Annotated in this window: 15 protein-coding genes and 1 tRNA gene; 9 read left to right on the forward strand and 7 right to left on the reverse strand. The window is 45.9% G+C overall.

From position 1 onward, the window contains the following. Positions 1 to 142 precede the first annotated feature (142 nt). Positions 143 to 553, reverse strand: a complete 411-nt coding sequence (locus AC0J2F_RS03820) for a DUF4293 domain-containing protein (RefSeq protein WP_473008868.1) — start codon at positions 551 to 553, stop codon at positions 143 to 145. Positions 554 to 752: 199 nt separating this feature from the next. On the opposite strand from AC0J2F_RS03820, the gene rho reads away from it, so the two are divergent. Both rho and AC0J2F_RS03830 read left to right on the forward strand, forming a co-directional pair. Continuing rightward, entirely contained in the window at positions 753 to 2,399 is a 1,647-nt protein-coding gene (gene rho / locus AC0J2F_RS03825; RefSeq protein WP_473008869.1) for a transcription termination factor Rho, read from the forward strand. Positions 2,400 to 2,817: 418 nt separating this feature from the next. Next, positions 2,818 to 3,531, forward strand: a complete 714-nt coding sequence (locus tag AC0J2F_RS03830) for a T9SS type A sorting domain-containing protein (RefSeq protein WP_473008871.1) — start codon at positions 2,818 to 2,820, stop codon at positions 3,529 to 3,531. Between the two features lie 309 nt (positions 3,532 to 3,840). Here the strand turns inward: AC0J2F_RS03830 and rpsT are convergent, their stop codons facing one another. The 3 genes from rpsT to proS all read right to left on the reverse strand — a co-directional run bounded on the left by rpsT (position 3,841) and on the right by proS (position 5,752). Further along, a complete protein-coding gene (rpsT, locus tag AC0J2F_RS03835) occupies positions 3,841 to 4,092 on the reverse strand; it encodes a 30S ribosomal protein S20 (protein WP_087524673.1) in 252 nt (83 codons plus the stop codon). A 16-nt stretch (positions 4,093 to 4,108) separates the two neighbouring features. Continuing rightward, positions 4,109 to 4,180, reverse strand: a tRNA-Glu gene (locus tag AC0J2F_RS03840). A 96-nt stretch (positions 4,181 to 4,276) separates the two neighbouring features. Continuing rightward, positions 4,277 to 5,752, reverse strand: a complete 1,476-nt coding sequence (gene proS / locus AC0J2F_RS03845; RefSeq protein WP_473008872.1) for a proline--tRNA ligase — start codon at positions 5,750 to 5,752, stop codon at positions 4,277 to 4,279. 100 nt (positions 5,753 to 5,852) lie between these two features. On the opposite strand from proS, the gene AC0J2F_RS03850 reads away from it, so the two are divergent. Both AC0J2F_RS03850 and AC0J2F_RS03855 read left to right on the forward strand, forming a co-directional pair. Beyond that, the gene (locus AC0J2F_RS03850) at positions 5,853 to 6,992 is read left to right on the forward strand and encodes a hypothetical protein (protein WP_473008874.1); all 1,140 of its coding nucleotides are present in this window, start codon (positions 5,853 to 5,855) and stop codon (positions 6,990 to 6,992) included. A gap of 37 nt (positions 6,993 to 7,029) precedes the next feature. Next, complete coding sequence (locus AC0J2F_RS03855; RefSeq protein ID WP_473008876.1) at positions 7,030 to 8,547, forward strand: OmpP1/FadL family transporter; 1,518 nt, start codon at positions 7,030 to 7,032, stop codon at positions 8,545 to 8,547. Positions 8,548 to 8,599: 52 nt separating this feature from the next. On the opposite strand, the gene AC0J2F_RS03860 is transcribed toward AC0J2F_RS03855, so the two are convergent. Both AC0J2F_RS03860 and AC0J2F_RS03865 read right to left on the reverse strand, forming a co-directional pair. Continuing rightward, positions 8,600 to 14,698, reverse strand: a complete 6,099-nt coding sequence (locus tag AC0J2F_RS03860; protein WP_473008878.1) for a T9SS type B sorting domain-containing protein — start codon at positions 14,696 to 14,698, stop codon at positions 8,600 to 8,602. 18 nt (positions 14,699 to 14,716) lie between these two features. Then, positions 14,717 to 15,133, reverse strand: coding sequence for a hypothetical protein (locus tag AC0J2F_RS03865; protein WP_473008880.1), 417 nt, complete (start codon positions 15,131 to 15,133; stop codon positions 14,717 to 14,719). A gap of 171 nt (positions 15,134 to 15,304) precedes the next feature. Between AC0J2F_RS03865 and folE the strand changes: the two genes are divergently transcribed. From folE to AC0J2F_RS03890, 5 genes are all read left to right on the forward strand, one after another. Beyond that, on the forward strand, positions 15,305 to 15,982 hold the full coding sequence (folE, locus tag AC0J2F_RS03870) for a GTP cyclohydrolase I FolE (protein WP_374958151.1): 678 nt from the start codon (positions 15,305 to 15,307) through the stop codon (positions 15,980 to 15,982). 41 nt (positions 15,983 to 16,023) lie between these two features. Continuing rightward, positions 16,024 to 17,496 (forward strand): cysteine--tRNA ligase, encoded by a 1,473-nt coding sequence (cysS, locus tag AC0J2F_RS03875; RefSeq protein ID WP_473008881.1) that lies wholly within the window; start codon positions 16,024 to 16,026, stop codon positions 17,494 to 17,496. Positions 17,497 to 17,506: 10 nt separating this feature from the next. Beyond that, a complete protein-coding gene (yidD, locus tag AC0J2F_RS03880) occupies positions 17,507 to 17,776 on the forward strand; it encodes a membrane protein insertion efficiency factor YidD (protein WP_473009362.1) in 270 nt (89 codons plus the stop codon). A gap of 61 nt (positions 17,777 to 17,837) precedes the next feature. Next, a complete protein-coding gene (gene lgt, locus AC0J2F_RS03885) occupies positions 17,838 to 18,773 on the forward strand; it encodes a prolipoprotein diacylglyceryl transferase (RefSeq protein WP_473008883.1) in 936 nt (311 codons plus the stop codon). Further along, a complete protein-coding gene (locus tag AC0J2F_RS03890) occupies positions 18,774 to 19,259 on the forward strand; it encodes a DUF192 domain-containing protein (protein WP_473008884.1) in 486 nt (161 codons plus the stop codon). It begins immediately after the preceding gene. A gap of 62 nt (positions 19,260 to 19,321) precedes the next feature. On the opposite strand, the gene secDF is transcribed toward AC0J2F_RS03890, so the two are convergent. Further along, positions 19,322 to 22,348, reverse strand: a complete 3,027-nt coding sequence (gene secDF / locus AC0J2F_RS03895) for a protein translocase subunit SecDF (protein ID WP_473008886.1) — start codon at positions 22,346 to 22,348, stop codon at positions 19,322 to 19,324. Positions 22,349 to 22,504: the final 156 nt, after the last annotated feature.

Here is a 22,504-nt window from a genome sequence, read left to right on the forward strand (position 1 = left end):
AAGCTAGCTACCGTGTAGCGCGGAAAGCCCGGTGCCGTCATGGGCGGCATGCGCCCAAATATTCTAACTAAATCTTAAAACAAAAAAAGCCTCTGAGTTGGCATACTCAAAGGCTTTCCACTAATATACTAAGATAATAGGTTTAACGTAATCGGTCCGCAGATTTTACGAGCTCCTCGTCCCGTCTGATGGCTTTGTTGGCCAAAGCCAGAAAAACGATAGAAACGATGGGCACGAGTAGCGCAATACCCTTCTCTGAGGCGATAGCCTCTCCGGATACACTTAGGGCACGATACACGAAAACTCCTAGTAAAAAAAAGTTTAACAGAACAGCAAGTCTGTTGAGCACAAACTGCAACTGTCTCTTTTTGAATTGAAAGATCGAAATCGCAACATCGAGTATTGCGAGCGCCATAGGTATTGCAACCAAAAGTTCGTCTTTGGAAACCAATACTTGGCCAGCGTTGTCTGCAACTACAGGAAACCAGATATAGAGTCCAATTAGTGCTAAACTCGCCAACAACATATAAACGGTTTGTATGCGTTGTAACATCCTTTTTATACGCGTTTGGAGGGCAAAAATAATGTTTCTTTTTTTATCCTCCTTGCGTATTTAAACAAAATATATTTGTATTATTGCAGTATCAATTCGGAGTTGAGACCACACGACTCCTTATTCTCCAAAGACATTTTACAATTTTCTCTTCAACGAAAATTCTTCATTCATTACATTTTAATAATTCTTTCCTCAGATGTTTGATATCTCTGAATTAAAAACAAAAAAGCTACCCGAACTTCAGGAGTTAGCAAAAACGCTTAGTGTCCCCAAATACCGAAGCTTAAAGAAATTAGACCTTGTATACCAGATCTTGGATTACCAGGCAGCCAATCCGCAGGCTGTAAAAGCGGTAAAAGAAGCTCAAGGCCCAGAAGAAGCTCCAAAAGCAGAGCAGCAACAGGCGCCTAAGCAAGAGCAGCAAAACGCTCCAGAAAAAAGACAAGACAACCGCGGCAAGCAAAACCAACGCCAAGACAACCGTCGTAACCAGCAGCAGAAGAATCAGCAGCAAAAAGGACTACAAAACGACGACAAAGGCAAAGACAACAATGCCAAGGATAACAACGGTTCTAAAGGCCAAGATAACAAAGGCAAGAATCAGAAAGACAACCGTAAGGACAACAGAAACGGCGGTCGCAATCAGAAGAACCAAAACAACAACGGCAATAACAACAATAACGGAAACAAAGACAATCGCAACCGTTACCGAGAGCCAGACTTTGAGTTCGAGGGTATCATTGAGAGCGAGGGTGTATTAGACATCATGCAAGACGGTTACGGCTTCTTGCGATCTAGTGACTACAACTATTTGTCGTCTCCAGACGATATTTATGTATCGCAGTCGCAGATCCGTTTGTTCGGATTAAAAACTGGAGATACGGTACTTGGTGAAGTGCGTCCTCCTAAAGAAGGCGAAAAGTACTTCCCACTGATCAAAGTGAGCAAGATAAACGGTTTGAGCCCAAATGTGGTGCGTGACCGTGTGTCTTTTGAGCACTTAACTCCGCTCTTCCCAGAAGAAAAATTCAATATAGCCGACAAGCAAGCGACTATCTCTACCCGTATCATGGACCTCTTCTCTCCAATTGGGAAAGGCCAACGTGGTATGATCGTATCTCAACCTAAAACGGGTAAGACAATGCTTTTAAAAGACATTGCCAACGCCATTGCGGCCAACCACCCGGAGGTATATCAAATTGTACTGCTTATAGACGAGCGCCCAGAAGAAGTTACCGACATGCAGCGTAACGTAAGTGGCGAGGTTGTAGCCTCAACCTTTGACAAGGAAGCTTCAGAACACGTACGCGTAGCCAATATCGTAATAGAAAAGGCCAAGCGTTTGGTAGAATGCGGTCACGACGTAGTGATCCTTTTGGATTCCATTACGCGTTTAGCCCGTGCCTACAACACCGTACAGCCTGCATCTGGTAAGATCCTTTCTGGAGGTGTAGATGCCAACGCCCTGCACAAACCAAAGCGTTTCTTTGGTGCGGCCCGTAACATTGAGAACGGCGGTAGTTTGAGTATCATCGCTACAGCACTTACAGAAACAGGTTCTAAAATGGACGAGGTGATCTTTGAAGAATTCAAAGGAACCGGTAATATGGAACTGCAGTTAGACAGACGTATCTCTAACCGAAGAATCTTCCCGGCCATTGACCTTATGAGTTCCTCCACGCGTCGTGATGACATCTTGTTAGATGAGAATACCATACAACGCATGTGGGTAATGCGCAAGTATTTGGCAGACATGAACCCTGTAGAAGCCATGGAATTTATTCTAGACCGTGTAAAACAAACCCGTTCTAACGAAGAGTTCCTCATTTCTATGAATGGGTAGCCTATTAAAATCTTAATTATAGTTCAAAGAAGGAGTCTTGTTTTTGCAAGGCTCTTTTTTTATGGCGTTCCCAGCCTTGCAGGCTGGGCGGGCTATTCGCGCTACACGGTAGCTAGCTTCTATCCCTAACGCGGGGATTTTACCTTTTTATTTTTATCTGATCTTGTATTTAGCAGCGAGGGCTGTCAACCTTTTCTCGACTTTTCTTTGCTCGTCCAAAGAAAAGTAGCAAAAGAAAAGACTTTCCAGCCCAACTCGAAGGCTTCATTGCTTACGCAATACCGCAAAAAAACTCCTATTATTCCGCCTAACCGGCGGAAGAGATGACCGGAGCTTTTTTTTGCTAAGCACCGAGTTGGGAGAAACTTGGCTATAAATTTTTTAACTTTAAACTGCTCCTCACAAATCAATTAAAGCTATGACAAAACTTTTACTAATTGTAATTGTATTTGGTCTTTGGGGAAATGCCGCTGCACAAGATTACGATCCTGAGTTAGTGAATACCTGGGGACTTGTTGCTATAGATAGAGATCTGTTACCCACGGCCTATACCACAGATGTAAGCCCCGCTATAACACCATACCTAAAAGTTAATGCAGACCTAAGCTTTGAAGGCTTTGGAGCTTGCAATTCATTTACAGGCAGTTTTTCTGTGGGCGTTGGAACTGGCTTAGAAAGTATTTTCATTCCCGAGTTCTCGGCTACAGACAACACTTGCGACTCGGAGAGTCAAAACAATTATGAGGATGCCTATTTTTGGCAGCTCAACCTACCGGTTCCTTTGCTTGAATACGAATATTCAATAACAACCGGCTCAGACGGAGAACCTCTTTTAACCCTAGGATTTGGCAGTGGCTTTTACTTGTATTTTACCCCAACCACTTTAAACGTAAGTGAACAGCCATTATCAACACTACAGGTTTATCCCAACCCTACTTCAGATTATTTCGTGATCAACAAATCTGTGCCTGCAGATGCTCAGATTACCTTATTCAGCATGAGCGGTCAAATTCAAAAATTAGATTATAAAACCAATGGCGTTTATAACGTTTCTTTCCTTTCCAGTGGGGTTTATTTTTTAACTATTACGACCTCTGAATGGCGGAAACAGGTTAAGTTGGTTAAGAATTAACCACGACTCCTCACGAGCCTACCAGAAAACAAGCTGGCAGCTTAAAACCGTCGCTTACATGGCAACCGAGGTTTGTTCGGTTCGATGTTGGCTGTGCGTTTCTTGCAAAGTAGTTTGCCCGCAAATCTACGCAGCAAACGCAGCCAACTCAAAAAAACCGAGGGGTTTAGCACAAGGTGCTAAATGACATTCTAAGCGACTTGATTTTTTGCACACTTTTTTATCAAGAAAAAAGTGTGAAGAAAAAACAAAAAATAAAACCCCCAAGCTTTCGCTAGGGGGTTTTTAAGTACGGTAAAGTAGTAAACCTTATAGAGAAGCTACATGCTTCGCCATGTTCGATTTTAGGTTAGCGGCTTTATTTTTGTGAATAATGTTACGCTTTGCCAATTTGTCTACCATAGAAGCAACTTCAGGAAACATAGTTTCTGCATCTTTCTTCTTGGTAGTCTCAAACAAACGCTTCATTGCATTACGAGCAGTTTTGTGCTGGTAACGGTTACGTAGACGTTTGGTCTCGCTGTTTCTTATGCGCTTTAAGGCTGACTTATGATTTGCCATTTCTACTTTTAATTAGTAGCCCGTAGGGGATTCGAACCCCTGTTACCAGGATGAAAACCTGGCGTCCTAACCCCTAGACGAACGGGCCATTTGGTTTCAAATGCGGATGCAAAAATACAACTATTTTTTATTGTCGCAATATTATGCAAAACTTTTTTCAAGGGAACTGAAAATTTTTTCCTCCCTAGTACGCTTTCGCAAATAAAACCCTTCTGGCAGAGGGCTTACCGCTGTAAATACAGCTACCCGCTTCTTCTTTGGCATCCAACGGAATACAACGAATGGTTGCCTTGGTTTCTTGTTTTATACGCTCTTCGGTTTCAGAAGTTCCGTCCCAATGGGCCGAAATGAATCCGCCTTTACCATTAAGCACTTCTTTGAACTCCTCATAACTGTTTACTTCTGTGGTATGTTCAGCTCTATACGCCACAGCACGATCAAATAATCCGTTTTGGATCTCTTCCAAAAGGCCTGTAACTGTACTTACCACCTGATCGTTGGCAATGATCTCTTTCTTAAAAATATCTCTACGAGCAATCTCTACCGTACCGTTCTCCATATCCTTAGGTCCAATGGCAATACGCACAGGAACTCCTTTAAGTTCGTATTCGCTGAACTTCCAGCCTGGTCTGTGGGTATCTCTATCGTCATAATGCACACGAACACCTGCAGCTTTAAGATCTGCTTTTAATTTATTGGCTATCTCACTCACAGCTGCCAATTGCTCTTCTCCTTTATAAATAGGCACAATTACCACCTGATCTGGTGCCAAAAATGGCGGTAAGACCAAGCCATTATCGTCTGAATGGGTCATGATAAGCGCTCCCATCAAACGCGTAGAAACACCCCAAGAAGTAGCCCACACATGCTCCAGCTTGCCTTCTTTAGAGGTAAACTGTACATCAAAGGCCTTGGCAAAGTTCTGCCCTAAGAAGTGAGAGGTTCCAGCTTGTAAGGCCTTACCGTCTTGCATCAAGGCTTCAATACAATAAGTCTCTAAAGCTCCAGCAAATCGCTCGCTCTCGGTTTTGGTTCCCTTAACTACAGGCACCGCCATATACTTCTCAGCAAACTCCGCATAGACATGCATCATTTGCTCGGCCTCAGCAATGGCCTCTTCTTTGGTCGCATGGGCTGTATGCCCCTCTTGCCATAAGAACTCAGCAGTACGTAAAAACAAACGCGTACGCATCTCCCAACGAACCACATTGGCCCATTGGTTGATCAAAATAGGTAAGTCCCTGTAAGACTGGATCCACTTGCGATAGGTATCCCAGATAATGGTCTCAGAGGTTGGTCTTACGATCAACTCTTCTTCTAACTTCGCATCAGGGTCCACAATGATTCCACTTCCATCCTCGGCATTCTTAAGACGATAATGCGTAACTACAGCGCATTCCTTGGCAAAACCATCAACGTGGCTCGCCTCCTTAGAAAAATAGGATTTAGGGATAAATAGCGGAAAATAAGCATTCTTATGACCAGTTTCTTTAAACATGCGATCCAGTTCTGCCTGCATGCGCTCCCAAATAGCATACCCGTAGGGTTTGATCACCATCGATCCTCTTACACCAGAGTTTTCGGCCAAGTCGGCCTGCACTACCAGCTCGTTATACCATTTGGAATAATCCTCGCTTCTACTTGTTAAATTCTTTCCCATTTCCTGAGTTTGGCATAGAAATTGCTCCTTTTTAAGCAATTAGTTAATCTTGGCAAAACTAACTAATTTTATAATGTTCAACAATTAAAACTATGTTGCTATGAAAAGAGTTACTTCCTTCCTGCAAAAGCCCTTCAACTGGTCTTTACTCGGCCTTGTTGGACTGCTTTTGACATCCTGCGGAACCTACCAAAATGCATCCTACTCTGAAGACGGCATTTACTCCACCGGAACAATGGGAGTTCCTTCAGACAATTCAGGCGCTGAGCAAACTGCAAATGCAGATCAAAGTGCCAATAGCAACTACTACAAACAATACTTTGGGGCCAAGAGCGCCCAAATCTCCAATATCTCCGATCAGGCAGATATTTTTACCGATATAGACAGTTATACCTCCGCAGAGACCATTACGGAAGACGGGCTCATCGTTATTGAAGAAGAGCAAGAGTCTTACGGACCTTGGGGAACCAACGCCACCGATGTTACCGTAAACATTTACGACAACGGCTGGGGCGCTTGGGGCGGCTGGGGCTTTGGTGCTGGCTGGGGCTGGGGTAATGGATTTAACCGCTGGGGCTGGGGTCCCGGTTGGGGCGGCTGGGGCGGCTGGGGCTGGAACTACGGCTTCAACGCTGGCTTTGGCTGGGGCTGGGGACCTGCTTGGGGACCTGCTTGGGCCTATGGACCAGGATGGTATTGGCCTGCTGGCTACGGCTGGGGCTGGGGTAATGGATACTGGAATTACAACGGCTACGGATACGGGCGAGGATATGCATATAACAGAGGCCGCAGAGCGGATTATCGCGGAAACGTACCTTATGGTAGTGCAGCAGCGAATCGCACAGCAGCAACCAATAGCAGACGCTCTTCTTATAGTCGATCTGAAGTTACCCGTCGCGTGAATCAGGCCAACGCACGCAGAAACTCAAGCAATATGAGTTCGCGATCTAGCGGTAATATGACCAACTCTCGCGCACGTAACAGTCGCAATATGAGCAGTGGTCGCAACTCTGGCAATATGCGCTCAAGTTCTCCGAATGTCAACAGCAGATCGCGTTCGGGAAGCTTTAACAACCGTTCTCGTAGCAACAGCAGTAGCGGATCTATGAGAAGCTCAGGCTCAGGAAGTCGCAGCAGCGGATCTATGAGAAGCAGCGGAGGCAGTATGCGCAGCAGTGGAGGCTCTCGCGGTGGCGGAGGCTCAAGAGGCGGCGGTGGACGCAGAGGCGGACGCGGATAAAATCAAGCATCAATCATTCTTACTATAAAACAACGCAATGAGAAAGTTAGTTTACCTACTCATCTTGGGAGGCCTTATGCCCAATTTGTATGCCCAAGGAATATCAGACGTACTCAGGTACAGTCAGGAATCAGTTTACGGAACAGCGAGATTCAATGCCATGAGTGGTGCCTTTGGCGCCCTGGGTGGCGACCTGTCTGGGGTCGCACTCAACCCTGCGGGTTCGGCGGTTTTCTTATACAACTACGCGTCTGCCTCTGGCGGATTGGTAGATCGTCAGAACGACATCTTGTATTCAAATACCTTCAATACTAGTGCAGATATCGATGCAGCAATCACCCAAGCTGGAGCCGTTTGGGTTTTTGGAAACAGCAGCGATGAAAGCGATTGGGGAAAATTTACTATAGCAGTGAACTACGAACTGCAAAACAACTTTGACAATGAGGTAGTAAGTATCGGGACCAATACTGTTGGAATAGATCAGTTCTTTCTCAATCAGGCAGAAGGCTTGCCTTTGGAACTCTTACAGTTGCAGGGCGGAGAATCTATTCCAGATCTCTATCAATTCTTAGGAGAGACAGAAGGAGCTGCTGCTCAATCGGCGTTTTTAGGCTTTCAGTCCTTTATTATTGATCCGGTAGAGAACACTCCAGGAAATACAGCTTACTTTTCAAATGTGGCTCCGGGGAGTTTTAATCAGGAGCATTTCCGTGTAGATTCTGGTTATCAAGGAAAATACACCTTCAATCTCGCTACCGAATACAAGCAAAGTCTGTATTTGGGAGTAAACTTGAACGCCCATGCCATCGATTACAGAAGTTCAACCTTTTTGTTCGAATCTAACAACAATGCTAATACGGCTATAGATCAGATAGGCTTTGAAGAAAATCTTTGGGTCTTAGGTTCAGGATTCTCTGCACAAGTTGGTGCAATCGCAAAACTTGGAGATATTCTAAGAGTCGGTATTACCTATGATACACCCACTTGGCTTACGCTTTCAGAAGAGACTTCTCAGAGCATAGAGACCAGAAGAATTTTGAATGACAACAGCACTATCATCGAGGTAGTAGACCCGAGAGTAGTAAACATCTTTGCCGATTATCGCATGCGCACACCAGGTCAAGTTAAGGCCAGCGCTGCTTTATTATTCGGACAAGCAGGTCTTGTTAGTTTTGATTACGGTTATAAGGATTTCACCGAAATGCAATTCACTACTAACGACCCTTTCTTTAATATTCAAAACGCACTTATAGAGAACACCTTTAAGGCAGCTTCTTCTTATCGTTTGGGTGGCGAGTACCGCGTGAACCAATGGAGTTTCAGAGGAGGTTACCGTTTCGAAGAAAGCCCTTTTGAAGACACTTCTTTAATGGGAGATCTAAGCGGTTATTCTTTAGGATTAGGTTATTCTCTAGACAATGTAAAGATAGACTTGAGTTATGCTACAGCACAGCAAGATCGCAGTGAAGCACTCTACGGAACCGGACTTACTACTCCTACGAACATCGATCAGCAAATGGATGTCTACACCTTGAGTTTAGGATTCTTTTTCTAGGCTGACGTTATAATAAAATTAAAAATCCCGCCGATTGGCGGGATTTTTTTATTTATCGTTTTAAGGTAAAGTGGCCTCTAAATTCTTTTTCAACTTCGTCTTCCTCATAGATCACCTGGAACCAGTAGTCGCTAGATGGCATCGGGTTTCCGTTGTAGGTTCCATCCCAGCCTGGACCTAGTGGACTCAGCTGCTTGAGCAGTTTTCCAAATCTGTCAAATATATAAATTTTTGCCTTAGGGTTACTGGCGATTCCTATGATGTTCCATGTGTCATGAAAGCCGTCCTGGTTCGGGGTGAAAAACAGCGGATAGTCGATCACTCCTACCGGGATACTCACGCTTCCACATCCGTTCTGATCCACTATGGTCACAATGTGATCTCCCGGACTCACATTGGTGAACAGTCCGCTCTCTTGCAGTGGTCCGTCATCCAACTGGAAGAAGTACACACCCAGTCCTGAAGCCTCCGCTTGGATCTGATGATCGTCTGCAAAGGCACTAGTGATCACCTCGGCACTGAATGTGGTCGGTGGCGAGGATACCGTCACCGTAGTCGAGGCCTCGGCACTACATCCTAGACCACTGGTGGTCTCCGTTGCAATAACCGTATAAGTTCCTCCTGCTCTGGCCACAATGCTCGAAGTGGTCTCTGGCAATGGATTGCCGTTTAAGAACCACTCAAAGGTGTAGTCCAGATCACTCAAACCTGTGTTGATTACCGGTGGAGAGGCTTCGCCCGATTCGTTCTGGATCGGATTGCCAAACTCATCCACACACAATCTATAACTATCCTCCAAGGTGATCACCGGTAGTGGTGATACCTCTAGGGTGAGTGTAGTGATCGCAAAACAGCCCGTGTCCGTATTGGTCACTCGGGCCCAGATCACCTGTGGGTTCTCTGTGTTGATATAGCTGTCCGGTAGTGCATTGTCGCCCGTAGTGGCGTCTGCATCACTAGCGTGGTAGCTAACCACATAGATCACTGGATCTTGTCCGCCCAGTATCTCTGCATCTTGGGTAGAGAGGGTAAACTCCCCGATGCCGTCCGTGCCGTCGCCTACATTATCACAGATGCGATACACTGCTGCCGGCGGCGTGGCCGTGGCACCTTCTCTAACCTCGATGTTAAAGCTCTGTGTGGCCGAGTAACAGCCCGTTACCGTATTGGTGATGCGCACATAGATCGGCTGTGGGTTGGTCACATTCACAAAGGCCTCTGGCGTGGCAATGGCGTTGATGCCTGCATCGGCATCGGCCTCCACCTCGTGGAAGGTAACCTCCAAGTCTGTAGGATCTTGTCCACCTAGAATCTCTGGGATCTTCGTGTTTAGATCAAAGGTCGCTACTCCGTCGGTAGCTACCTCACAGATGATATAATCACTCACTTCCGGAGCCTCCGGTAGTGGGTGTACTATAATCGGCAGGGCTACCAAGGTAAAGCAGCCTGTAGTATCGTTGGTAATGCGTACCCAGATGATCTGTGGTGTCTCTATATTGCTGTAGGCCGTCGGATCGGCTATGGCCAAGAGTGGATCGCCCGTCTGTGCATCGGCCTCAGTTTCATAATAACTCGCCGATACGCCTGGCTCTCCACCTATGATCTCTGCCTCTCTTTGGGTTAGGTCTATAACCTCTATCCCATCGCCTACCGTAACCTCGTCACACACCTCTATCGGATCTGGATCCGTGTTCGGTGATGGGTTAGGCAATACTCTAATCGTTAAGGTCGTGAACGACACACAGCCCGTGTCCCCGTCCGTTACTCTTACCCAGATCGTCTGTGGGTTCACCGTGTTGGTGTAGTCCGTAGCCGGATCAATGGCGTTGGTATCGTCTTGAGCGTCCATCTCTGTGGTGTAGTACTGTACCAGTAAGCCTGGGGCACCTAGGGTAATGTCGTCTTCTGCCTGAGTCAGATCAAAGCTCGCAAAACCGTCTGCCGTCTCGTCGTCACAACGCTCCAGAGCATCCAGATCGCCTGGCGCTGCAATAAGCGGTGGCAAGCTCACAATCAGCTCAAAGCTGCCCACACTCGCGCAGCCCGTCACTGGGTCAAATAAGCGTACCCAGATCGTCTGCGGGTTGGTCGTGTTCACAAAGGCCGATGGCGTTACTATTGGCATCACTCCGGCCAAGGCGTCTGCCTCGCTTAGGTGATAAGTAAGATCTAGCGTCGCTGGGTCTTGGCTGCCGTAGATCTCCGGATCTTTGGTGGTTAGATCAAACACCGCTATGCCGTCATCGTCGTCGTCACAGATCACATAGTCTTCGATCTCTAAAGGTAGCTCCGGGGAGTTCAATACAATAAGCTCCAACTCTACAATGGTAAAGCAGCCCGTTAGGGTGTTCTCCACTCTGGCGTAGACAATCTGGCTGTAGGCCACTATGTTCGCATAAGGCGATACTAGTGGGAACAGATCGGCCTGGGCGTCTGCCAAGGTCTCGTGGTAGCTCACCACTACATCCGGCTCCCCGTTAATGATCTCTACGTCTCTATCGGTGAGTATAAAATTGTCTACAAAACCGTCGTTGTCCTCATCACAGATCTCTATTGGAGTAGGATCTGGCGTTGGACTCGGTTGTGGGTTTACACGTAAGTCTAAGGTAACCACATCGCTTACAAAACAGCCCGTGTCTGGATCCTCTACCCGTACGTAGATCGTCTGTGGATTGCTCGTGTTGGTATAAGGACTCGTAAGTGGGTTGTCTCCCGTGTCTGCATCTGCAGCAGTCTCGTGGTAGGTCACTATCAATGAAGTGTCCCCTCCTGTGATCTCTGGAGTAGCCAACTCCAAGTCAAACTCCTCGACCTCGTCGCCCGGATTATTTACATCACAAAGCTCCAAAGGCGCCGGTGGGAAAACCTCCGGTGGGAAGTTTACTATCAGCTCCAGAGTGGTTGTGGAAGTACACAGGTTCGTGTTGTCGGTAACCAATACAAAGACCGTCTGTGGATTGGTCAAGTTCGTATAGGCCGTAGCAGGAGCGATCAGCGACGTGAAGGCCGCATCCTCATAGTATTCTACCGTATAGTCCGCAGGGTCCAAACCGTCCAAGATCTCTGGGTCTTTAACCGTTAAATCAAACACCACTATCCCATCGTCATTGTCATCACAAGCCAATAAAGGCTCCGGGTCTAAGATCTGAGGCGTGTCTAGAACGATCAAGACTAACTCTACAATATTGAAACAGGCATCACCCGTAGTCACCGCATTTTCAACACGTGCATATACGGTTTGCGTACCAAACACAATATTGTTGTATGGACTCGTTAATGGCAAGACACCATTAGTAGCATCTGCGAAGGTCTCGTGATAGGTCACCACAACGTCTGGATCTCCACCGGTTATCTCCAATGTTGCATCTTCTAAAGTAAAGACTCCGAAGCCATCATTGTCAGGATCACAATACTCCAAAGGTGTTGGAGTAATAGCGGTCGGCGCGTCTAATACTTCTAAGTCTAAAGTTGTAGTTGCATAACATCCTGTAGTAACCGATTCTACACGAACGTAAATAGTTTGTGGATTCGTCACATTGGTATACAAGGTCGGAAGCGGGGCAGTACCCGTATCCGCATCGGCCAAAGTCAAATGGAAACTAACCGCCAAGTCGGTATCTCCTGCGGTGATCTCTGGAATCTTAACCGTTAAGTCAAACTCGGTAAAACCATCGGCAACACCATCGTCGCAAAGAATGTAAGGAGTAGGATCTACAAAGACCGGTACCGGATCAACCACCAAATTGAACTCGCCTACACTGATACATCCATCTGCACTCTCAAGACGCACATAGATGGTCTGCGGGTTGGAAATGTTGTTGTAAGCAGTTGGTGTAGCTATAGGCGCTGTCCCAGCAGCCGCATCTGCCGCAGTTTCGTGATACGTAAAGATCACTCCTGCCGGAGCCGGAGAAATAAGCGGCTCCATAGTTGTAAGGTCAAAGAGTGCTATGCCGTCATTAGATGGATCATCGCACAATACATAATCCGGAATCGGATCGTTTACTACAGGGCCATCCAATACATCGAGAACTAGCTCTACAGTTGCATAGCAGCCAGAGGCAGACTCTTCCAAACGCGCGTAGACCGTTTGCGGATCCGAGGTGTTTGTATATGGACTAATCAAAGCATCCGCAGGATCACCTACATCTGCCAAGGCCAAGGTTTCATAATAACGCACCACCAAGCCGGTACCGCCATCAATGATCTGGGCATCGGCATCGGTTAAGGTAAACTCAGCAAAACCGTCAAATGGGAAGTCACAGATCTCTAAAGGATCTGGGGTTCCAGGTAATGGGGTAGTTCCAATGATTAGGGTGATCTCATCCCCGGCGTCACAACTGCCATCAGATACAATAACTCGATAAGTACCGGAAGTAGTAGCTGTATAGGTCGAAGCGGTCTCGCCTGGCAATAAGGTTCCGTCTTGATACCATTCGTAAGTCACTCCAGGCACACCCGGATCTGCATCTAAAATTATCGGACCTCCGTCACAAACGCTCATATCTGGGCCAAGTTCCACAGTAAACGGTGTGTCAACGGTAACTATAACCTCGTCTTCAAGCACTACAATCTCGCCATTACAGGTGTTGGTATAAGTTACACGAGCCGTGTAGGTTGTAGTAACTGTAGGAGAAACTGTAAGTGTTGGAGAAATACCAACTACAGCTCCAGTATCGTCTAACCATTCAAAGACATAAGAAGGCGCTCCAGCAGGTGCAAATCGCCATGCCTCGTTAGTGGTTGTCCAAGGGGAATCTGAAGTATTTCGCCCCGGTGGTACATAGGCTATGTCTCCGTCATTATTTTGAATTCCAACGGCTGCATTTCCACTGTTCCAAGTAGGACAAACGGGTTTATCTTGAATGTATATATCAATGATGTTCGAGAACTCATAGATCACGATCATATGAGTGGCGTTCAAATCTGTACAAGAGAACATAGCCACCTCGTAGAAAGAAACTACCAAGGCTCTATTTGGGAAAGTTCCCAAAATTTCATAACCAATTTCATTAGCAGGATTTACTCCTGGGAAGATATCGTGAACCGGAGAGAAAATATTGGCCTCTCCTAGCGTTGGATTAGTGTTGTTAGGAAGGTCTTCTGTAAACGCCCATCCGTTACCCACATCTCCAGGATCTACATCAAAGCGCAATACCCCGTTTGATCCAACCTGAAACTCTTGCTCCAAGTCTCCGAAGAAGCAGAAATCAAACGGCAGTGTATCTACCCCAGACCAGGTATCATCCGTAGTAATATCAATAGAATTCGCCAAGCCATCAAAAGGGAAAGGAGGACTATAAACAATAGGCGAAACCGTGTATTCTGTACTAAAGGTCTCAAAGATCTCTTGAAAATCGGCCACTAAGGTCACACTACCGCCAGAGTCACAGTCTATGGTCACATCTGGCCCAGCATCTACAAAGAGGTTTCCAGGATCTGCACCACCAAAACCGATAAGTGCCGTAATGTCAATATTATCGTTATTGGTACAGCCAGTAGCATCCGTTACTGTTAGGGTAACCGGATAAGCTCCTGAGGCTGCATAAGCGTGCACTACCGTGGTACCAAAAGCGGTAGCTCCATCGCCGAAATCCCACTCATACGTAGCTCCTGTGCCATCCATAGAGAAAACAGCACTTCCGTTAAAGGTAATGTTCTCGCCTACTGCTGCGGAAATGGTTCCATCTGCAGCGGCCGGTGGGGTTGAACTGTCAAAGACCGCATTGATCACTTGACAACAACTGATATTCGCCTCCCAACCTGGTGAGTTGATCACAAAGTCAGAATTCCACTCTAAGGTCAAACAACCAGAAGCTCCGGTAGCAGCCACAAAGCCTGGACCTGCAGTTCCCGAAAAGTCTCCAATGACAGGAGAAGCCGTATCAGGTCCGTCGTAAATGGTAAGCACATCGGCACCTGCTTGGGTACTGAAGAATGTGAAATCGAGTTCAATGCCAATGCCCGGAGTATCCGAACAAAGCGTCATCACTATAGTTTCATCATTGCCGTAAGGCGCGGCAGGGCCACCGGTATCATAAAGCGTGCCGGTACATAGGAAAAAGGTTCCGTCTTGAATATTGATGTCCTGTGCGTGAGTCGAAGCCCAGCCCAAAAGCACCAGAAGGAATAAGGTAATTTTTTTCATCATAGCTAGTTGAGAAGAGGATTAGCGATCTTTCCGGAATTCTTGCGGTTGGATTACGATGAGATAATCTGTTCCATCCACATGGAAAACTTGCGTGTCTGGCTCGTAAAATCCAAGTTGGTATTTGAACGGATTGAAGGTGGTTGGGTCAAAGCTCGCATCGCGCATGAGTCCTTTGTTGTAAAGATCGAATAAGGGAACTTGCGAGAGCTTTTTGTAATTACCGGCAGCCAGTTTATCCTTGTCTGAACTAATGAAAGAAATTCGATTCTCTAAAAAGTCTTTCATAAAGGTATATCGGCGGCTATCTGGGCTGATCATCTTACTACCTTCTCCGGTGTAGACCTGAGCTATAAATCGATCAAAATTTCCCGGATCAGGTTTGGTGGTCTGCGCAAATACAAGCGGAGCGCACATTAAGGCGAACACTAAGCTCACCCAACAAATTTTTCTAATTTTCATTGCAGGAAATATAAAGGGATAAAATTAAGAAAATTTTATGACTTACTTGCTTAGAGAATAGCGGTTTCACCACAATTTTATGTGAAGATTCCATCTAAAAACAGGGGTTTGAGTATCTTTGCATACGCTTAAAAGCGCAAGTTATATATGGATTTAGAAAAACAACTTAAGGAAATAGAAGCCATGGGCGATGAACACGTTGGTTCATCTACCGATACTCCATTGCGTCCGGATGCTTTTGAAATGAGCGATATTGAAAAGATAGATCGCATCAAAGGGCAAGTAAAGGAGATCATGGAAACCCTAGGCTTAGATTTAGAGGATGACAGTCTAAAAGGAACTCCTACCCGAGTTGCCAAGATGTTTGTCAAGGAGATCTTTGGTGGTCTCCACCCGGACAGAAAACCGTCTGCCTCCACCTTCGAAAACAAATACAAGTACGGAGAGATCCTAGTAGAAAAGAACATTACCCTCTACTCTACCTGTGAGCACCATTTACTGCCTATCGTTGGGAAAGCCCACGTAGCGTACATTTCTAAAGGTACTGTTGTAGGCCTTTCTAAGATGAATCGCATTGTCGATTATTACGCCAAGCGTCCTCAGGTTCAGGAACGTCTAACGATGCAAATCGTAAAAGAATTGCAAGACGTGTTAGGTACTCAAGATGTCGCTTGTGTAATAGATGCCAAACACCTCTGCGTGAATTCACGCGGCATACGCGATATCGACTCAAGCACAGTGACGAGCGAATTTGGCGGTAAATTCAAAGACCCAGCAGTTCGCAGAGAGTTTCTCGATTACATTAATTTAGATACCGAATTCTAATAGCTCCGCTTAAAGGAGCACTTTAATTACCTGGCCGTTCCATGATCCAGCAAGAACTACGCATTTATAATTCCATTAGCAAAGAAAAGGAAGTCTTTAAACCCATTACACCCGGTGCTGTTGGGATGTATGTCTGCGGACCTACTGTGTACAGCAACGTGCATATGGGGAACTGTCGCACTTTCCTATCTTTTGATCTGGTATTTCGCTATTTGCGTCACTTGGGGTATAAGGTGCGCTATGTGCGCAACATTACCGATGCTGGGCACTTGGAGAACGATGCCGACAGCGGCGAAGACAGAATTGCCAAAAAGGCGCGTATTGAGCAGTTGGAACCCATGGAGATCGTTCAGCGTTATACGGTAGACTTTCACCAGATCATGGCCAAGTTCAACGCTTTGCCACCGAGTATTGAACCTACAGCTACGGGTCACATCATTGAGCAGCAACGCATTGTCCAGGAGATCTTGGACAAGGGTTATGCCTACGAAAAGAACGGATCGGTGTATTTCGATGTTTTGAAATTCAACCAAGACAAAGCTTACGGAAAACTCAGTGGGCGCAAGCTGGAAGACATGATCGCTAACACTCGCGAATTGGCAGCACAGAGCGAGAAGAAGAACCCGCAGGATTTTGCTCTTTGGAAAAAGGCAGAGCCGGAACACATTATGCGTTGGCCTTCTCCTTGGAGCGATGGCTTCCCGGGCTGGCATTTGGAATGTACAGCCATGAGCACCAAGTATCTGGGAGACAATTTTGATATTCACGGCGGAGGGATGGACCTTAAGTTTCCGCATCACGAATGTGAGATCGCGCAGGCCGAAGCCTCTACCGGGATCAATCCGGTGAATTATTGGATGCACGCCAATATGCTTACCCTTAACGGGAAGAAAATGGCCAAATCCACAGGAAACAATATTCTACCAGACGAGTTGTTCTCTGGCAATAACGATATTTTAAGCAAGGCCTTTGCACCGACGGTTGCGAAGTTTTTTATGTATCAGGCGCACTATAGAAGCATCTTGGATTTCTCTAACGATGCCCTGATCGCTTCGGAAAAAGGCTACTTACGCCTTATGGAGGCCTATGGGATGATCGATGAGCTTCGCGCCGGAACCAGTTCTGATTATGACGTTGCAGCTTGGAAGCAGTACTGCTACGACGCAATGAACGACGACTTTAACAGCCCGATCCTCATTGCGCATTTGTTTGATGCGGCCAAGTTGATCCATGCAGTTGCAGAAGGCAATCAGCAATTAAACGCTGCGGATATTGCCCTGCTAAAACAAACCATGCACGACTTTATGTTCGAAGTTATGGGCTTGGAAGCTGTTGGCAATGGCGGCGGAGACACCGATAAGCTAGATAAAACTGTTGGGCTGCTTATAGAACTTAGAAATCAGGCGCGTGCCAATAAAGATTTTGCGACCAGCGATTCTATTCGGGATCAACTGGCCGAAGCGGGTATTCAGCTCAAAGACAGCAAAGAAGGCACCACCTACTCTTTAAAGTAAGCCCGTGGAGCTGTTCAAACAAATACTGATCGCTCCTTTTTTACTGCTGATCAAGTTGTATCAATGGATCATTTCGCCGCTAACCCCGGCTACTTGTCGCTTTGAACCTACTTGCTCACACTATGCGGTAGACGCCTTAAAAACCCACGGATTATTCAAGGGCAGTTGGCTGGCAGCCAAACGTATTGGCAGATGTCATCCTTGGGGTGGGTCTGGGTATGATCCGGTTCCTCCAAAATCCGGCGCAGCCAAAACGGGCTCAGAAACACAAGAAAATTAAGAATCCCTTAAGGGCAGAGCCGAGTAGCTTTGTTATCTTTAAGGCGAAATAGACTACCACCATGCAATATTTAGGTTTTACCTGGAACCCCATAGAAGGGCTAGAGATCGGATCTTTCACCCTTAGATTCTACAGTTTGTCATATGTATTGGCCTTTGTTTTGGGCTGGTATTTAATGAAGCGGATCTTTGAAAATGAGAAGGAGAACCTGGAAAAATTGGATAGCCTTTTTATTTATATGGTGTTGGCGATTCTCTTCGGAGCGCGCTTGGGTCATGTTATCTTTTACCAGCCAGAACTCTTTACGCAAGATTTCTTCTCGGTATTCCTGCCGATAAGAACCACGCCAGAATTCGAGTTTACAGGCTTTAAAGGCTTGGCAAGTCACGGGGCTACCATAGGTGTTGTAATTGCACTTATTCTATACAACAGAAAGAAACTAAAAAAGAACGTGCTTTGGATCTTTGACCGAATCACCGTTCCAGCAGCCATAGGCGCAGCCTTTGTGCGTTTGGGGAATTTTATGAACTCGGAGATCGTTGGAAAAGTGAGCGGCGATTACGCCTTTGGTGTGCAGCTGGTTCGCAACGACCTCAACCCAGGCGAAGTTATGTCCATTACCGGAAAGAAAGATGTAGGCGAGGCCTATAGCGCCATAGTGAACGACCCGCAATTTGCCGAGGTTTTGGCGGCAGTACCTTTTAGACACCCAACACAGATCTATGAAGCATTAGGCTATGTACTCACCTTTGTGATCATGTATTTGGTATATTGGAAGACCGATAAAAAATGGCGTTTGGGCTATATGTTCGGTTTGTTCTTTGTTCTGCTATGGAGCGTGCGCTTTGTGGTAGAATTCATGAAAGAATCGCAAGGAGATGAATACCTGACCACCTTTGGCCTCAACACAGGCCAACTGCTCAGTATTCCATTTATAATCTTTGGGCTGTATCTGATGTTCCGCAAGCCGACCTTTTACAAAACAAAAACTGCCTAGATGCGACGAATTATTTATAGCGGAATTGCTTTAGGACTGCTATTTAGCAGTTGCAAGGATGCTTCGGATGCTAATAAGACTTTTACTGCCAAAGAAATCACCTTTACCAAAGAAGGTGAGCTGACCATAGTAAAGCCCGACAGCATTGGAAGTATTGCCATAGACATTGAAGTGGCAGACAACGAATACGAACGCCAGACCGGGCTAATGTATCGCAACGGAATGGAAGAAAAACAGGGCATGCTGTTCATTATGGACCAGGAACGCCAGCAAACCTTTTATATGAAGAACACGCGCTTCCCCTTAGACATTATCTACGTAGGGAGCAACCAAAAAGTAGTGAGCATTCAAAAGAACGCTCAGCCGCTAAACACGAGCTCGCTCCCATCTGGAGCTCCCGCTAAATATGTGTTGGAACTCAATGGCGGCCTAACAGACCAATGGAATATAAAAGTTGGCGATTCGCTCAGCTGGGAAATTCAATAAAAACACCAAGCATAAAAAAAGCCACTCGTTTGAGTGGCTTTTTTGTTTATTTCTAGATCGGATTAAGCAGCTTGATCTTCTGCTTCTTCGTCTTTCTTAGCATTCTTATCGGTAAGGTCGATTCCGCGTTTTTTAACAGTATCGAACATTACTGGAGTTGCGATGAACATCGATGAATAGGTACCTACCACTACACCCACGATCAAGGCGAAGATCAATCCACGGATCGATTCAGCTCCTAAGAAGAAGATAGAAAGTAGTACGATCAATGTGGTTAACGAGGTGTTCAACGTACGACTCAAGGTACTGTTCAAAGCTCCGTTGATAATGCGGTCCATTTTCCAACTAGAGTGCTCGTTAAAGTACTCACGAATACGGTCAAACACAACCACGGTATCGTTGAGCGAGTAACCGATCACCGTCAGTATCGCCGCAATGAACGACTGGTCTACCTCCATGTTAAAAGGCATGATCTTATAGGTGAGCGAGAAAACTCCGAGTACTATAAGTACATCGTGAAATACCGCTACTACTGCACCCAATGAGAACTGCCATCTTCTAAAGCGCAATAGGATATATAGGAATACAACGATCAGTGATCCGAGTACCGCCAAAAAAGATCCTTGTTGGATATCATCGGCAATGGTTGGACTCACTTTGTTAGATTCCATAACCCCAACTTGCTTATCGACTTTGCCGCTGCTACTAGAGAACTCCTCAAAAGTCAATTCTGCAGGTAGATTTGGCTTAAGCCCGTTGTAAAGCAACTCTTCTATCTCGCGATCCACTTCCAAGCCTGTTTCTTCTACCTTGAACTTGGTGGTGATCTTAAGCTGATTGTCGCTACCGTAAGTCTTTGCCTCCGCAGAACCATACACTTCAATAAGATCCTGAGAAACTTCTTCTACGTTAACATCTTTGTCAAAGCGAACGATATAAGTACGTCCTCCCACAAAGTCAACCCCCATATTCAAAGAGTTGGTAAAAAGAGACCCTAAGCTAACGGCGATCAAAATACCAGAAATGATATAAGCGATCTTGCGCTTGCCAAGGAAGTCGATGTTTACATTCTTGAATAGGTTCTTGGTGGCAGGAGTTGAGAAATTCAAGCTCTTACCGTTCTTAGTATACCAATCGATCAACAAACGCGTGATAAAGATCGCGGTGAACAAAGAAGTCAGAATACCAATAAGTAAGGTAGTTGCGAAACCTTTAATAGGTCCTGTACCGAAAACCAAGAGAATGATACCTGTTAGACCCGTAGTGATGTTCGCATCTAAAATAGAAGATAAAGCGTTGTTGAAACCGTCTTTAATAGCCAGTTTCTGGGCTTTTCCTTTTTGAAGTTCCTCGCGGATACGCTCAAAGATAAGTACGTTCGCATCCACAGAAATACCAATGGTAAGTACAATACCCGCAATACCAGGAAGGGTCAATACCGCTCCGGGAATACCAGCCAAACATCCGAAGATGAAAAGGATATTCACTATCAAAGCAACGTCGGCAAAAAGTCCGGCGAAGCCGTAATAGAATACCATCCAGATCAACACAAATAACAAGGCGATCCCAAAGGAGATCATACCACTACTAATAGCTTCCTTACCAAGGGTTGGTCCAACAACCGCTCCTTGGATCATCTCTGCACGTGCAGGAAGTTTACCCGCTCTAAGTACGTTGGCAAGATCTTCTCCTTCTACTACTGTAAAGTCTCCGGTGATCTGTGTTCTACCTCCAGAAATAGCACCATTGCTAACGCTTGGAGCAGAGTATACCACGTCATCAAGTACAACAGCGATCTGGCTGCGGTTCTTAAAGGCATCTGCAGTCATTTTCTCCCAGATCTGAGCTCCAACTCCGTTCATCTGCATGTCTACAGCAATCTTATTGTACTGGTCGTAAGTTTGAGCCGCATCTACGATTACCCCACCACTAAGTGGAGCCTTTTCTTCTGCGTTGCTCTTTAGTGCATAAAGAGAAACCAATTCTTCTCCGGCGATATCGTCCATTTGAGGAATACCCCAAACAAACTTAGCATAGCGGATACCTTGTGGCATTCTCGCTTTTACCTGTGGATTGCTCAAAATAGCGTTAACAGCCTCTACATTCTCTGGCTTAACACGCATAAGGGTTGCACCACCGGTGAAACCGAAGTCGTTGATCAGGTCGTTAAGAGGCGTATTAGAAACGCTAGTCGTCTCTGTTCCGTCTACATTGTCTCCGCCTAAAAGGTTAGAAACATCGTCGTCTAGATTAGTAGTGTCTTGAACAGTTTCCGCGCTTTCAGCTTCTTGCTTATTGATGTTGGCCATTACGGCGTTTGCATCGTTAAGGTAAGCAGCAACGTCTTCATACTTGTAAAGATCCCAGAACTCCAAAAGGGCAGTACTGGTTAAAAGCTCCTTAGTACGCTCAATATCTTTAGCTCCCGGCAATTCTACCAAAATACGAGCAGACTGCCCGATACGCTGAATGTTTGGCTGTGTTACCCCAAACTTATCGATACGCTTTCTGAGTACTTCGAAAGCTGATACGATAGACTCGTCGATCTTTTGACGCAAGATTGGCTTCACCTCATCGTTGGTCATGTCTAGGTCGATAAGATCATCTAAGGTACGGTTGGCAAAGATCTTTGGACTAGCCAATTGGTTGTCTCCAGGGATAGCCTCAAACGCTTCGAAGAATGATTCTAAGTAAGTGTCTTGAGACTGCGTCTGTAATGAATCGGCGTCATTAAGTGCCTTTACAAAGGCAGGGTGCTCTGAATTGTCTGCCAATCCTTTTAGGATATCTCGCACAGAGATCTGAAGCGTTACGTTGATACCTCCTTGAAGGTCAAGCCCGCGCTTAAGCTCTTTTTCTTTGGCCGATTTGTAATCGATCCCGAAAAGTACTGGCTGGGCAGCAACTGAATCTAAATATTGGTTCTCTAGTGCCTCACGACCTTCTGGGTCGGTCTCTGGCAACAAGGATTGCGCATAGGTTTTTGCGTCACTTTCAACCTTACCGGAAATGAAAGTATAGGAAAGTTGGTAAATACTCACCAAGCCAAACAGTATCGCGAATACCGTTATAAGTCCTTTGTTTTGCATGATTGTTTTTTTTGTGTCGGATTTTAAACGCGCAAATATAAAGCTTAGCGTCCAAGCCGACAATGAATATGATATATACTTTAATGATAAAGGCCGAGCTAGGATTCCTCGGAAAAACGAAGTCTGGGAATAGGACCGACACTCCTTCATGCCAAT

It is taken from the genome of Gilvibacter sp. CC01, from assembly GCF_055755295.1.